Source organism: Kitasatospora sp. NPDC033851 (assembly GCF_055576085.1).
In genome coordinates, this window is sequence record NZ_JBVIRL010000006.1 from 154,089 (window position 1) to 168,339 (window position 14,251).

Annotated in this window: 13 protein-coding genes; 1 reads left to right on the top strand and 12 read right to left on the bottom strand. The window is 73.2% G+C overall.

What is annotated here, in order from left to right:
- Positions 1-18: 18 nt before the first annotated feature.
- The 6 genes from ACZ51D_RS14225 to glmS all read right to left on the bottom strand — a co-directional run bounded on the left by ACZ51D_RS14225 (position 19) and on the right by glmS (position 7,095).
- Positions 19-213, bottom strand: coding sequence for a hypothetical protein (locus tag ACZ51D_RS14225; protein WP_465616197.1), 195 nt, complete (start codon positions 211-213; stop codon positions 19-21).
- A gap of 128 nt (positions 214-341) precedes the next feature.
- Positions 342-848 (bottom strand): tRNA (adenosine(37)-N6)-threonylcarbamoyltransferase complex ATPase subunit type 1 TsaE, encoded by a 507-nt coding sequence (gene tsaE / locus ACZ51D_RS14230; RefSeq protein WP_465616195.1) that lies wholly within the window; start codon positions 846-848, stop codon positions 342-344.
- Between the two features lie 109 nt (positions 849-957).
- A complete protein-coding gene (locus ACZ51D_RS14235; protein ID WP_465616193.1) occupies positions 958-2,241 on the bottom strand; it encodes an alpha/beta fold hydrolase in 1,284 nt (427 codons plus the stop codon).
- Positions 2,238-3,437 (bottom strand): alanine racemase, encoded by a 1,200-nt coding sequence (gene alr, locus ACZ51D_RS14240; RefSeq protein WP_465662430.1) that lies wholly within the window; start codon positions 3,435-3,437, stop codon positions 2,238-2,240. Before alr ends, ACZ51D_RS14235 begins: the two co-directional genes overlap by 4 nt.
- Before the next feature lie 211 nt (positions 3,438-3,648).
- Positions 3,649-5,124 (bottom strand): NAD(P)H-hydrate dehydratase, encoded by a 1,476-nt coding sequence (locus ACZ51D_RS14245; protein WP_465616189.1) that lies wholly within the window; start codon positions 5,122-5,124, stop codon positions 3,649-3,651.
- 114 nt (positions 5,125-5,238) lie between these two features.
- The gene (gene glmS, locus ACZ51D_RS14250; protein ID WP_360495056.1) at positions 5,239-7,095 is read right to left on the bottom strand and encodes a glutamine--fructose-6-phosphate transaminase (isomerizing); all 1,857 of its coding nucleotides are present in this window, start codon (positions 7,093-7,095) and stop codon (positions 5,239-5,241) included.
- Positions 7,096-7,194: 99 nt separating this feature from the next.
- On the opposite strand from glmS, the gene coaA reads away from it, so the two are divergent.
- Complete coding sequence (coaA, locus tag ACZ51D_RS14255) at positions 7,195-8,190, top strand: type I pantothenate kinase (RefSeq protein ID WP_360495053.1); 996 nt, start codon at positions 7,195-7,197, stop codon at positions 8,188-8,190.
- A 65-nt stretch (positions 8,191-8,255) separates the two neighbouring features.
- Here the strand turns inward: coaA and glmM are convergent, their stop codons facing one another.
- The 6 genes from glmM to rplQ form a co-directional block, all read right to left on the bottom strand.
- A complete protein-coding gene (gene glmM / locus ACZ51D_RS14260) occupies positions 8,256-9,620 on the bottom strand; it encodes a phosphoglucosamine mutase (RefSeq protein WP_465662432.1) in 1,365 nt (454 codons plus the stop codon).
- Positions 9,621-9,785: 165 nt separating this feature from the next.
- On the bottom strand, positions 9,786-10,307 hold the full coding sequence (gene rpsI, locus ACZ51D_RS14265; protein ID WP_396288796.1) for a 30S ribosomal protein S9: 522 nt from the start codon (positions 10,305-10,307) through the stop codon (positions 9,786-9,788).
- Between the two features lie 33 nt (positions 10,308-10,340).
- A complete protein-coding gene (gene rplM, locus ACZ51D_RS14270; protein WP_465616185.1) occupies positions 10,341-10,784 on the bottom strand; it encodes a 50S ribosomal protein L13 in 444 nt (147 codons plus the stop codon).
- Positions 10,785-11,016: 232 nt separating this feature from the next.
- Entirely contained in the window at positions 11,017-12,675 is a 1,659-nt protein-coding gene (locus ACZ51D_RS14275) for an ABC-F family ATP-binding cassette domain-containing protein (protein ID WP_465616183.1), read from the bottom strand.
- A gap of 41 nt (positions 12,676-12,716) precedes the next feature.
- Entirely contained in the window at positions 12,717-13,625 is a 909-nt protein-coding gene (truA, locus tag ACZ51D_RS14280; protein ID WP_465616181.1) for a tRNA pseudouridine(38-40) synthase TruA, read from the bottom strand.
- 75 nt (positions 13,626-13,700) lie between these two features.
- Entirely contained in the window at positions 13,701-14,180 is a 480-nt protein-coding gene (gene rplQ / locus ACZ51D_RS14285; RefSeq protein ID WP_360495038.1) for a 50S ribosomal protein L17, read from the bottom strand.
- Positions 14,181-14,251: the final 71 nt, after the last annotated feature.

Consider the following 14,251-nt stretch of genomic DNA (forward strand, 5'->3'; position numbering starts at 1 on the left):
CTCACGCGCAGGCGGATCTCACGCGGCCCGGGGCGTCTTCGCCTCGGGCTCCTCGGCCTGTCTCGGCTCCGGCTCGGGCGGGGTGGACACCGCCTCGGCGGCCGCGCAGGCGGCCAGCAGTGCCCGCATCGGCTCCCCCGGAGCGCAGCGGGCGGACTCTCCGGCCCCGGCGGCGCGGACGGCGCGTTCCGGGGCGGGGGTGGTGCTCGACATGGCGCCTCCCTAGTTAGGCAGACCTAACCGCAGCACCCATCCCACCACGCGCGGTACTCCGCCCGCAACATCTTGCCGACAGCCTGTCGGCAAGATGTCGCGACCCGCCGCCGCTCCGGTCCGGCGGGCTACTCCTGTCCGGCCAGCTTCGCGAGCTCCACGTCCGCCCAGCGCGGGCCGATGCCGGTCAGCAGGACCCGGCGCGGGTCCTGGTCGTCCCCGTCGGCGGTGTCGCCCAGGGCGCGTTCGATCCGGACCTCCAGCCGGTCCTCGGACAGTCGCTCGACCTTGCCCTCGCCCCACTCGACCACGACCACCGACTCCGGCAGCGAGACGTCCAGGTCGAGGTCCTCCATCTCGTCCAGGTCCCCGCCCAGCCGGTACGCGTCCACGTGCACCAGGGCCGGGCCGCCCACCAGCGAGGGGTGCACCCGGGCGATCACGAAGGTCGGCGAGGTCACCGCCCCGCGGACCTGCAGCCCCTCCCCCAGGCCCCGGGTCAGCGTGGTCTTCCCCGCTCCCAGCTCGCCGGAGAGCAGCACCAGGTCCCCCGGCCGCAGCAGCGCGGCCAGCTCCCGGCCGAGCCGGCCCATCCGCTCCGGGGTGGGGACGGTGAGAGTGGCGTGCGAGCCCATGCGCGTGTCTTGCCCTTCGGTCCGTACCGGCGCACCGACCACCGGCCGCCACCGCTACCGTGCCACATCGCCGCCCCCGGGTGCGGCGGGCGGGTGCCGGGACGGGGCGTCAGGCGGGGTCGACGGCCGGTTCGGTGGCCGTCCCGGCAGCGGTCCCGGCAGCGGGCTCGGCAGCGCTCTCGGCGGCCGGTCCGCGGGCCAGGTCGAGGACGGCCCCGGGCAGCGGCGCGGCCCCGGCGAAGTCGGTGGCCCGGCGCAGCAGCAGTGCCAGCTCGCGGTCGACCAGCTCCGGGCGCTCCAGCATCACCAGGTGCCCTGCACCGTCGGCCAGGACCAGTTCGGCGCCCGGCAGCCGCTCGGCCATCGCCTCGCTGTGCGCCGAGGGCGTCAGCAGGTCCTTCGTCCCGGCCAGCACCAGGGCCGGCAGGCCGCGCAGGGCGGCCAGCGCCTCGTACTTCTCGTGCGCGCCGAACACCGGGTAGAACTCGGCGACCACGTCGATCGCGGTGGCGTCCAGCAGCTGCTCGGCGAAGCGCACCACGCCGGGGTCGACGTCCCGGCTCCCGAAGGAGAACCTCCTGTAGAAGACGGCGGTCACCTCCGAGCCCAGCCGCCTGGTGGCCTCCACCAGGTCGACCTGGCGGCCCAGCAGCTTCACCATCCCGGGCGCGACCTTCTTGAACAGCTTCGCGCCGGCCTTGGGCAGGCCGAGGTTCACCTGGTTCCAGTCGCCCGCGAGCGTGCCGATCAGGGCGACCCCGGCGACCCGCTCCCGGAACAGCTCGGGGTGCTGGTCGGCCAGCGCCATCACGGTCATGCCGCCCATCGAGTGGCCCACCAGCACCAGCGGCCCGGTCGGCGCGACGGCGTCGATCACCGCCTTGAGGTCGCCGCCCAGCTGGTCGATGCCGGCCGGCTCGCCCGCCAGGTACGAGCGGGAGCGCTCGGAGCGGCCGTGGCTGCGCTGGTCCCAGAAGACCAGCCGCATGCCCTCGCGCAGCGCGGCCCGCTGGAAGTGCCAGCTGTCCTGGTTGAGGCAGTAGCCGTGGCAGAACACCACGGTCAGCGGCTCGGACGAGTGGATGTCACCGTCCGGCAGGTCCCAGCCGGCGCCGTCCAGTTCCACGTACAGCTCGGTGCCGTCCGGCGCGGCCACCGTCCTCGGGCGCCCGCGCAGCGAGCCGTACGGGGCGCTCGCGTCCAGCTCGACCCGGGCCCGACGGCGCATCGCCCGCCCGACGGTCAGCCGCTCGATCGCCACCCCGGCGGCCGCGCCGGCCGCCAGCACGCCGACCGAGATCCCGATCACGCCCGCCCGGCTCACCCCGGAGGCCGCGCCGGCCGCCTTGGCGACCGCCGCGACCGCTCCGTCCCCGGTCGGTGTCTCGGTCATGCCGACGGGTCCTCGGCGTGGCTGCCGCCCAGGTAGCGGCGGGGTACCCGGGCGCCGATCCGGGTGACGATCTCGTACGCGATGGTCCCGCAGGCGCGGGCCCAGTCCTCGGCGGTGGGCTCGCCGCGCTCGCCGTTGCCGAACAGCAGCGCCTCGTCGCCGACCCGGGGGGTGTCCCCGCCCAGGTCCACGACGAACTGGTCCATCGCCACCCGGCCGGCCACCGTGCGCCACTTGCCGCCGATCTGCACCGGGCCGGTGCCGCTGGCGTGCCGGGGGACGCCGTCGCCGTAGCCGAGCGGGACCAGGCCCAGGGTGGTCGGGCCGGGCGTCGTGTAGTGGTGGCCGTAGCTGACCCCGTGCCCGCCGGGGACCTCCTTGACCAGCGCCAGCCGCGCACCCAGCGCCATCACCGGGCGCAGCCCGAAGTCGGCCGGCGAGCCCACCTCGGGCACCGGCGACAGTCCGTACGCGGCCAGGCCGGTGCGGACCAGGTCGAAGTGCGACTCGGGCAGCAGCAGGGTGGCCGGCGAGTTCGCCAGGTGCCGCACCTCGGGGCGCAGCCCGGCCGCCTCGGCCGCGGCCAGGGCGGTGCGGTAGGAGTCCAGCTGGGCCTGGATCGACGGGTGGCCGGGCTCGTCGGCGGCCGCGAAGTGCGACCAGACGCCGACCACGGTCAGCAGCCCCTCGGCCTCGGCGCGCCGGGCGGCGGCCACCAGCCGCGGCCAGTCGTGCGGCTGGCAGCCGTTGCGGCCGAGGCCGGTGTCGGCCTTCAGGTGCACGCGGGCCGGGATGCCGGTCTCGCGGACGGCCGGGAGCAGTTCGTCCAGCGCCCACTGGCCGCTGACCGAGATGTCCAGGTCCGCGCGGAGCGCCTCGCGCCACGGCCCGCCGGGTGTCCACAGCCAGCACAGGATCCGGGCGTCTTGCGGACGGATGCCCGCGGCCCGCAGGGCCAGCGCCTCCTCGGGCGTCGCGCAGCCGAGCCAGCCGACCCCGTTGGCGACCGCTTCGCGGGCGCACTCGACCGCACCGTGGCCATAGGCGTCCGCCTTGACCGCGAGCATCACCGCCGCGCTGCCGACGCGCTCGCGCAGCGCGGCGAGGTTGCCGCGCAGGGCGGCGAGATCGATGGTCGCCTCGGCCCGTACGCCGTCGGTGAGGGTGGCGGTGCCGATCGTGTTCGCAGTTGTCATCAGGGTCAGTCTCCCAGACGTCCCGGAGTCCTCGCCGAACGGCCCATCGGCGCGGCGGCCGACGACCGGGCCTCACCCACCGCACGGACCTGCGGTGAACCGCTCGTCACCGCCTGCTCGGACGCCGGCAGCGGAGCGTTCGGTTCCGCTCCGCCGACTCGCCCAGGCGATCCGCCGCACCGCCGGCTCTCCCCGGCCGCCCGCCGCACCGCTAGCGTTCCCGGACCGCCCGCCAGACCGCGGGCAGTGCCTCGGCCACCGCCAGGGCCGTCACGGGCGCGCCCGGCGCCCCCGCCGCCTCGCGGCCCGCCAGGCCGTGCAGGTAGGCGGCCACCGAGGCGGCGTCCAGCGGCGACAGGCCCGCCGCGAGGAGCGAGCCCGCCAGCCCGGCCAGCACGTCGCCGCTGCCCGCGGTGGCCAACCAGGAGGTGCCGGTGGGGTTCACCCGGACGGCGCCGCCCGGGTCGGCGACCACCGTGGTGGAGCCCTTCAGCAGGACGGTCGCGCGGTAGACGGCCGCCAGCCGGCGGGCGGTGGCCAGCCGGGCGGCGGCCAGGTCGTCGGCGGCCGGCGGCGGGGTGCCGTCGGCGCCCGCGAGCAGCCGGGCGGCCTCGCCGGTGTGCGGGGTGAGCAGGGTGGGCGCGGTGCGGCCGGCCAGCGCGGCCGGGCCGAGCCGGCCCAGCTCGGTCAGCCCGTCCGCGTCCACCAACACCGGGACGTCGCTCGCCAGTGCCTCGGTCAGCGCCTGCCGCGCCCCCTCTCCGCCGCCCGGCCCGACCACCCAGGCCTGCACCCGCCCGGCCCCGGCCGGTCCGCCCTCGGTGACCAGCGTCTCCGGGAAGCGCCGCACCACCTCCTCGGCCGCCGCGCCCACGTACCGGACGGCGCCCGCGCCGCCCCGCAGCGCCCCGGCGACGGCCAGCAGCGCCGCCCCCGGGTAGGTCGCCGAGCCGGCCGCCACCCCGACCACCCCGCGCCGGTACTTGTCGCTCTCCGCGCCCGGCAGCGGCAGCAGCGCCGCCACGTCCGCGTGCTGCAGGGCCGTCACGTCCGGTTCCGGCGGCTCCAGCCCGATGCCGACCAGTTGCACGGCGCCCGCGTACGAGGCACCCGGGTCGACCAGCAGCCCGGGCTTGTACGTGCCGAAGCAGACCGTGACGTCCGCGCGCAGCGCCGCGCCCGGCACCTCACCGGTGTCGGCGTCCACCCCGCTGGGCAGGTCCACCGCGACCACCACCCCGCGCCGCCCGGCCTCCGTGTACGGCCGGGCCTCGGGGCGCAGCCCGCCCCGGCCGCCGATGCCGACGATCCCGTCCAGCACCAGGTCCGCGCGCGAGAAGTCGGCCAGGCCGACGTCCCGCTCCGCCGTCACCCGTCCGCCGGACGCCCGCAGGGCGGCCAGCCCGCCCGGGTGCGCCCGCTCCGGCGCGAGCAGCACCGCCGTCACCCGCGCCCCGCGCCGGGCCAGCGCGGCTCCGGCGTACAGGGCGTCACCCCCGTTGTCCCCGCTGCCCGCCAGCACCACCACCCGGCTGCCGTACACCCGTCCCCGACGCCGCGTCAGCAGCCGCGCGCACGTCGCCGCCAGCCCGACGGCCGCCCGCTGCATCAGCGTGCCCTCCGGCAGCCGCGCCATCAGCACGGCCTCGGCGGCCCGGACGGCTTCCACACGGTGGGCATGACGCATGACGGCGCTCCTCCAGCGGTCGGCTACCGCCGACGCTATCCCGCAGGAAGCACGACGGCGCCCCTGCGGTAGGACACAGCCACCGTAGGGGCGCCGTCACCGGCGGGCACGGGCCTACTCGACGGTGACCGACTTCGCCAGGTTGCGCGGCTGGTCGACCTCGTGGCCCTTGGCCGTGGCCAGCTCGCAGGCGAAGACCTGGAGCGGGACGGTGGAGACCAGCGGCTGGAGCAGGGTCGGGGTGACCGGGATGCGGATCAGGTGGTCCGCGTACGGCACGACGGCCTCGTCGCCCTCCTCGGCGATCACGATCGTGCGGGCGCCACGGGCCCGGATCTCCTGGATGTTGGAGACGATCTTGTCGTGGAGGATCGACCGCCCGCGCGGCGAGGGCACGACCACCACGACCGGCAGCCCCTCCTCGATCAGCGCGATCGGGCCGTGCTTGAGCTCGCCCGCCGCGAAGCCCTCGGCGTGCATGTACGCCAGCTCCTTGAGCTTGAGCGCGCCCTCCAGGGCCACCGGGAAGCCGACGTGGCGGCCGAGGAACAGCACCGAGCGGGCGTCGGCCAGGGAGCGGGCCAGCTCGCGCACCGGCTCCATGGTCTCCAGCACCTGCTCGAGCTGCTTCGGCGCGTCGCCGAGCTCCTTGATGACGGCGAAGATCTCGTCGCCCCACTTGGTGCCGCGCACCTGGCCCAGGTAGAGGGCGACCAGGTAGCAGGCGACCAGCTGGGTCAGGAACGCCTTGGTGGAGGCGACCGCGACCTCCGGACCGGCGTGCGTGTACAGCACGGCGTCCGACTCGCGCGGGATGGTGGAGCCGTTGGTGTTGCAGATCGCCAGCACCTTGGCGCCCTGCTCACGGGCGTGCCGCAGGGCCATCAGGGTGTCCATGGTCTCGCCGGACTGCGAGATGGCGATGACCAGCGTGCCCGGGCCCATGATCGGGTCGCGGTAGCGGAACTCGGAGGCGACCTCGACCTCGCAGGGGATGCGGGTCCAGTGCTCGATCGCGTACTTGGCGATCATGCCGGCGTGGAAGGCGGTGCCGCAGGCAACGATGACGACCTTGTCGACCGACCGCAGGTCGGCGTCAGAGATCCGCAGCTCGTCGAGGGTGAGCCGGCCGTCGGTGCCGATCCGGCCGAGCAGGGTGTCGGCGACGGCCTTCGGCTGCTCGGCGATCTCCTTGAGCATGAAGTAGTCGTAGCCGCCCTTCTCGGCGGCGGAGGCGTCCCAGTCGACGTGGTACTCACGCACGTCGGCGGGGGTGCCGTCGAAGTTGGTGACGGTCACGCCGCTGCGGCGCAGCTCGACGACCTGGTCCTGGCCCAGCTCGATCGCCTCGCGGGTGTGCGCGATGAAGGCGGCGACGTCCGAGGCGAGGAAGTTCTCGCCCTCGCCGCGGCCGACGACCAGCGGCGAGTTGCGGCGGGCACCCACGACGACGTCCGGCGCGTCGGCGTGCACGGCGACCAGGGTGAAGGCGCCCTCCAGCCGGCGGCAGACCACCCGCATGGCCTCGGCGAGGTCGCCCTGGTACGACTCGCCCAGCAGGTGGGCGACGACCTCGGTGTCGGTCTCGGACCGGAGGGTGTGGCCGCGCTCGGCGATCTCGGCCCGCAGCTGGGCGAAGTTCTCGATGATGCCGTTGTGCACCACGGCGACCCGCAGGTCGTCGTCCAGGTGCGGGTGGGCGTTGGCGTCCGTCGGGCCGCCGTGGGTGGCCCAGCGGGTGTGGCCGATGCCGGTGGTGCTGCCGGGCAGAGGGGCCTCGGCGAGCGACTTCTCGAGGTTGGCGAGCTTTCCGGCCCGCTTGTCGGTGGACAGGCTCCACTGCCCGTCGGAGTCCTGTACCTGCACCGCGACACCGGCCGAGTCGTAACCCCGGTACTCCAGGCGCTGCAGGCCTGCGATTACTACGTCGAGGGCGGACTGCGCGCCCACGTATCCAACAATTCCGCACATGCGTGCCAGCATAAGGGCGGTTCTGTGGCCGTATTCCCGCCTTGCGAGAACGCTGCGTGACCGACACCACAACCACCGTGAACGCCGCTACGGCTCACAATGGAGCATGTGCTGACCGAACTCTGTACGCGGGGCGACACCACGCCCGGCCCGTCGCCGTCCCCCTACGTCGACCTCAGCAGGGCCGAGTGGAGCGCGCTGCGCGAGCGAACGCCGCTGCCTCTGACCGCCGAGGAGGTGGAACGGCTGCGCGGTCTGGGCACCGCTCTCGACCTCGACGAGGTGCGCGACATCTACCTGCCGCTGTCACGGCTGCTGAACCTGTACATCCATGCCACGCACGAACTGCGCGGCACCCTGGGCACCTTCCTGGACACCCCGGACACCGAACGCACCCGGACCCCGTTCATCATCGGCGTGGCCGGCTCCGTCGCCGTCGGCAAGTCGACCACCGCGCGCCTCCTCCAGGCGCTGCTGGCCCGCTGGCCCGAGCACCCCCGGGTCGAACTGGTCACCACCGACGGCTTCCTGCTGCCCAACGCCGAGCTGCGCCGCCGCGGCCTGATGGCCCGCAAGGGCTTCCCCGAGTCGTACGACCGCCGGGCGCTGATGCGCTTCGTGGCGGACGTGAAGGCGGGCAAGGAGCGCGTCAGCGCGCCGGTCTACTCGCACCTGGTGTACGACATCGTGCCGGACGAGCGGCTGACCGTGGAGCGCCCGGACATCCTGATCGTCGAGGGCCTGAACGTGCTCCAGCCGGCCCTGCCCGGCAGCGACGGGCGCACCCGCCTCGCGGTGGCCGACTACTTCGACTTCTCGATCTACGTCGACGCCCGGACCGACGACATCGAGCACTGGTACCTGGACCGCTTCCGCAAGCTGCGGCAGACCGCCTTCCAGGACCCGAACTCCTACTTCCTCCGCTTCACCGAGGTGCCGGAGGAGGAGGCGATGGAGTACGGCCGACAGGTCTGGCGCACCATCAACAAGCCCAACCTGCTGGAGAACGTGCTGCCGACCCGCGGCCGGGCCACCCTGATCCTGCAGAAGGGGGCGGACCACAAGGTCCGCCGGGCGCTGCTGCGCAAACTCTGACGACCCGACAGAGAGCCCCCGCCGGAACCCGGCGGGGGCCCTCTGGGCGTTCGGGGTGTACGGGCTCAGCCCAGGTGGGTGCGGACCGCCTCGGCCAGCCGCTGCCCGACCGCCTCGGCCTGCACCGGGTCGGCGGCCTCGACCATCACCCGGACCAGCGGCTCGGTGCCCGACTGCCGCAGCAGCACCCGGCCGGTGGAGCCCAGCTCGGCCTCGGCCGCGGCGACCGCGGCGGCCAGCTCGGTGCTGGTCTTCACCCGGGACTTGTCGACGCCCTTGACGTTGATCAGGACCTGCGGCAGCCGGGTCATCACGGCGGCCAGGTCGGCCAGCGGCTGCTTGGTGGCGGCCAGTCGGGCGCCCAGCATCAGGCCGGTCAGGGTGCCGTCACCGGTGGTGGCGTGGTCCAGCAGGATGACGTGGCCGGACTGCTCGCCGCCCAGCGCGAAGCCGTGCTCCTTCATGGCCTCCAGCACGTAGCGGTCGCCGACGGCGGTCTCCACCAGCTCGATGCCCTCGCGCTCCATTGCCAGCTTGAAGCCGAGGTTGGACATCACGGTGGCCACCGCGGTGTTGCCGCGCAGGGTGCCGGCCTCCTTCATGGCGACCGCGAGGATGGCGATGATCTGGTCGCCGTCCACCTCGTCGCCCTCGGCGTCGGCGGCCAGGCAGCGGTCGGCGTCGCCGTCCAGGGCGATGCCGAAGTCGGCCTTGTGCTCCTTCATCGCGACGCGCAGCCGGTCCAGGTGGGTGGAGCCGACGCCGTCGTTGATGTTGAGGCCGGTGGGCTCGGCCCCCAGGGTGTGGACGACCTCGGCGCCGGCCCGGGCGAAGGCCTCGGGGGCGACGTAGGCGGCCGCGCCGTGGGCGCCGTCGATGACGACCTTGACGCCGTCCAGGCGGTTGGGCAGCACGCCGATCAGGTGGGCGACGTACTTGTCGAAGCCCTCGGTGTACTCGCGGACCCGGCCGACGGCGGCGCCGGTCGGACGGTTCCAGTCCTCCTCGCCGAGCGTGTGCTTGCGGTAGTGGGACTCGATCGCGTCCTCGATGCGGTCGTCCAGCTTGTGGCCGCCGCGGGCGAGGAACTTGATGCCGTTGTCCGGCATGGCGTTGTGACTGGCGGACAGCATCACGCCGAAGTCGGCGCCGAGCGCGCCGGTGAGGTAGGCCACGGCCGGGGTGGGCAGGACGCCGACCCGCAGGACGTCGACTCCGGCACTCGCCAGACCGGCGATGACGGCGGCCTCCAGGAACTCTCCCGAGGCACGCGGGTCACGGCCGACCACCGCGACCGGCCGGTGGCCGTCGAAGGCACCGGCCTCGCCGAGCACGTGCGCCGCCGCGACCGACAGCCCGAGCGCGAGCTCCGCCGTCAGGCCCTGGTTGGCCACCCCGCGTACGCCGTCCGTACCGAAGAGTCGTCCCACTGTCCCGTCCTCCATCACCACTGCTCGGAACCCAACCGATGATCCCGGCCGCCGCACAGTAGCCGGGGAACGCGTCGCCCCGGAGTACACGTGGTACTCCGGGGCGACGGTTGCGCAACACCAGGGGGGCGGCGCCGCCAGGGCGGACGCCCCCCTGGGACGCGATTAGCGCTTGCTGTACTGCGGCGCCTTGCGGGCCTTCTTGAGACCGGCCTTCTTGCGCTCGACGGCGCGGGCGTCACGGGTCAGGAAGCCGGCCTTCTTCAGCGCGCCGCGGTTGTTGTCCACGTCGGCCTCGTTCAGGGCACGGGCCACGCCGAGGCGCAGCGCGTAGGCCTGGCCGGACACGCCGCCGCCGCTGATGCGGGCGACGACGTCGTAACGGCCGTCCAGCTCGAGGAGCTTGAAGGGCTCGTTCACGGTCTGCTGGTGCACCTTGTTGGGGAAGTAGTCCTCAAGGGTGCGACCGTTGATCTTCCACTGGCCGGTGCCGGGGACGATGCGCACGCGGGCGATCGCCTCCTTGCGACGGCCGAGGCCGGCGCCCGGGATGGCCTCGCCGAAGCGGCCGGCCAGGGACTCGGAGGTGTAGCTCTCCTCGGAGGTGTACTCGCCCTCGACGGCCTCGGCGGCCTCGTCGAAGTCGACCTCAAGGGTTTCAGTGGTCTCGGCCACGGTGTTCCTCAGCTCTTTTCAGTGATGGGGGGCTTGGTGGCCGAATTACTGCGAGACCTGGGTGATCTCGAACGGCACCGGCTGCTGGGCAGCGTGGGGGTGCTGGTCGCCCGAGTAGACCTTCAGCTTCGAGAGCATCTGGCGGCCCAGGCTGTTCTTGGGGATCATGCCCTTGATGGCCTTCTCGACGGCCTTCTCCGGGTTGTTCGCCAGCAGGTCGTCGTAGCGCACCGAGCGCAGACCGCCCGGGAAGCCCGAGTGGCGGTAGGCCAGCTTCTGGGTCTTCTTGTTACCGGACAGGTGCACCTTGTCGGCGTTGATGATGATGACGAAGTCACCAGTGTCAACGTGCGGCGCGTAGATCGCCTTGTGCTTGCCCCGGAGGAGGTTGGCGGCCTGGGAAGCCAGGCGGCCGAGCACGACGTCGGTCGCGTCGATGACGTGCCACTGACGCTGGACGTCGCCGGGCTTGGGGCTGTACGTACGCACGGTCGTAGCCTTCGCTTTTCAGTGAGTGAGTCCTGACAGGAGCACCCGGACGGAAGAGCAGCCTGGTCAACCTTGGACGCAATTCAAGGGGGACCGCTGGTCGTCGACCTGATGTCTCCGGCGTACCGACCTCTCACGTGAGATAGAGCGAGCCAATACGCACATCAAGCGTCCAGGTTACCGGCACGACGGGAAGGGGTCAAAAATCGACGTGGACCCCCCTCGCCGTCACTCAGCGTTCGCGCTCCACCCGGGTCACGTCCCAGACCGGTTCCGGCGACTCGTACACCCGGCCGTCGGCCCCGAACACCAGGAAGCGGTCGAAGGTCTTGGCGAACCAGCGGTCGTGGGTGACGCACAGCACGGTGCCGTCGAAGGCCTCCAGCCCGGCCTGCAGCGCCTCGGCGCTCTCCAGGTCCAGGTTGTCGGTCGGCTCGTCGAGCAACAGGGCTGTCACACCGGAGAGTTCGAGCTTGAGGATCATCAGCCGGGCCTGCTGCCCGCCGGACAGCGACTCGAACTTCTGCTCCTCCTGGCGGTCCAGCTCGTACCGCCGCAGCGCGCCCATCGCGGCGCCGCGGCTGAGCGCGTGCTCCTCCTCGACGATGGAGCGGACGGTACGGCCGAACAGCTCCGGGTGGGCGTGGGTCTGCCGGAAGTGGCCGGGCACGACCCGGGCGCCGAGCTTCCAGCCGCCGGTGTGCGCGACCGTCTCGTCGCCGGCCAGCAGCCGCAGGAGGTGCGACTTGCCGGCGCCGTTGGCGCCCAGCACCCCGATCCGCTCGCCGTAGAAGACCTCCAGGTCGAAGGGCTGCATCAGGTCGGTGAGTTCCAACTGCTCCAGGGTGAACGCGCGCACGCCGGTGCGGCCGCCCTTGAGCCGCATGGTGATGCTCTGCTCGCGCGGGGGCTCCTCCGGCCGGCCGGCCTCCTCGAACTTCTTCAGCCGGGTCTGCGCGGCCGCGTAGCGGGTGGCGAGGGCGTGGCTGACCGATGCGGCCTGGCGCAGGGTCACCACCAGCTTCTTGAGCTTGGCGTGCTCCTCGTCCCAGCGCCGCCCCAGCTCCTCGAAGCGCGCGAACCGGTCCTTGCGGGCCTCGTGGAAGGAGTCGAAGCCGCCACCGTGCACCCAGACGCTGCTGCCGGCGGCACCGGACTCCACGCTGATGATCTTCTCCGCCGTGCGGGAGAGCAGCTCGCGGTCGTGTGAGATGTACAACACGGTCTTCGAGGTCGCCTTGATGGCCTCCTCCAGCCAGCGCTTGCCCGGCACGTCCAGGTAGTTGTCCGGCTCGTCCAGCAGCAGCACCTCCTCGGGGCCGCGCAGCAGCGTCTCCAGGACGAGCCGCTTCTGCTCACCGCCGGAGAGCGTGTTCAGGCCGCGCCACTGGGCCTTGTCGAAGGGCACGCCGAGGGCCGCCATGGTGCAGACGTCCCAGTCGGTCTCGTAGTCGTAGCCGCCGACGTCGGCCCAGTCGGAGAGCGCCTGGGCGTAGGCCATCTGCGTCTTCTCGTCGTCCTGGGCGATCATCGCCAGCTCGGCCGCGTCCACCGCGCGGGCGGCCACCGCGATCCGCTCGGGGGCGACCGACACCAGCAGGTCGCGGACCGAGGCGTCGGCCGGCAGCGCGCCCGGGGTGGACCGCTGGTCCTCGCGGCCGGTGGTGCCGACGAACTGGCGCATCACGCCGAGCCCGCCGCTGATCGTCACCGAGCCGCCGTGCGGCTGGAGGTCCCCCGCGATCATCCGCAGCAGGGTGGTCTTGCCGGCGCCGTTCGCGCCGACCAGGGCGACCGCGGCGCCCTCGCCGACCCGGAAGGACGCGTCGTCGAACAGCACCCGTCCGTCCGGCAGGTAGTACTCAAGGTGCGAAATTTCGACGTGTCCCATGGGAGCGATTGTCCCAAGCGGACGCCCATGGCCAAAACGGATTACCCGACGGGCTGCCCCGGCAGGGTGCGCATCCGCCGGGCCTGGCGATTGCGCTCGGCCAGCTGGTCGTCCGCCGGGTAGCCGACCTCCTCCAGCGTCAGCCCGTACGGCCGGATCACGTTGACCGCGGAGTTGCGCACCCCGCCCGCCAGCACCTCGCCGGGGAACTCCACCGGCCGGTGCCCGTCGCCGACCAGCAGCATCGCGCCGACCAGCGCCCGGACCATGTTGTGGCAGAAGGCGTCGGCCCGGACGGTGGCGACCGCGAGCGAGCCTTCCTGGGCGGCGTAGGCGTCCACCGGGACCCGGTCCCAGTGCAGCTCCAGCAGGGTGCGGATGGTGGTGGCGCCCTCGCGCTTCTTGCAGTACGCGGCGAAGTCGTGCTCGCCGAGCAGCAGCTTCGCCGCGGCGTTCATCCGGTCCACGTCCAGCGGGCGGTCGTGCCAGAGCACGTGGCCGCGCAGCAGCGGGTCCACCCCGCCCGGGTGGTCGGCGACGCGGTACGCGTACCGCCGCCAGATCGCCGAGAAGCGGGCGTCGAACCCGGCCGGCGCCTCGCCGACCCGGTAGATCCGGACGTCCCCGGGGAGCCGGCCGGCCAGCCGGCGCAGCAGCTTGTCCCGGTGCGCCTCCCACAGCTCGGCCGGCAGGTCGACGTGCGCGACCTGGCCGCGGGCGTGCACCCCGGCGTCGGTACGGCCGGCCACGGTCAGCGGGAACAGCTCCGGACTGCGGGTGACGATCTGCAGCGCGCTCTCGATCTCCTCCTGGACCGTCCGCCGGCCGCCCTTCTGCCGGGCCCAGCCGGAGAACTCGGCGCCCTGGTAGGCGAGGTCGAGGCGGACCCGGACGTACCCGTCCGCCGGTCCGTCCTTCACCGGCGGCTGCTCGGCGCAATCGTTGACCACAATCCACTCCAGACAGAAGGAACGGGCCCGCTCCCCCACGAATGGGAGAACGGGCCCGCACTACACCTACAGGTGTCAGGCCTGCTCGGCGGCCTCGGCCTCGGCGGCCTTGGTCTCGACGGCAGCGGCCTCGTCGGCCTCCTTGACGGCGCGCTTGGTGGCGCCCTCGGCCTCGCCGACGGCGGTCTGCGCGACGGTCAGCGCCTCGACCAGCTCGATCACGGCCATCGGGGCGTTGTCGCCACGACGGGGACCGATCTTGGTGATACGGGTGTAACCACCCGGGCGGTTCTCGTAGCGCGGCGCGATCTCGGTGAAGAGGGTGTGCAGCACGGCGATGTCGGTGATCGTCTTGCGAACCAGACGACGGTTGTGGATGTCGCCCTTCTTCGCCTTGGTGATCAGCTTCTCCGCCAGCGGGCGCATCCGACGGGCCTTGGCCTCGGTCGTGGTGATGCGGCCGTACTGGAACAGCTCCCGGCACAGACCGGCGAGCAGCAGCGGCTCGTGGTGCGGGCCGCCGCCGAGGCGGGCACCCTTGGTGGGACGCGGCATGGAATTACTCCTCGAATCTCCGACTGCGGCCGTACCAGGTACCGCAGCGGGCGTACGGGCACGGTGCCCGC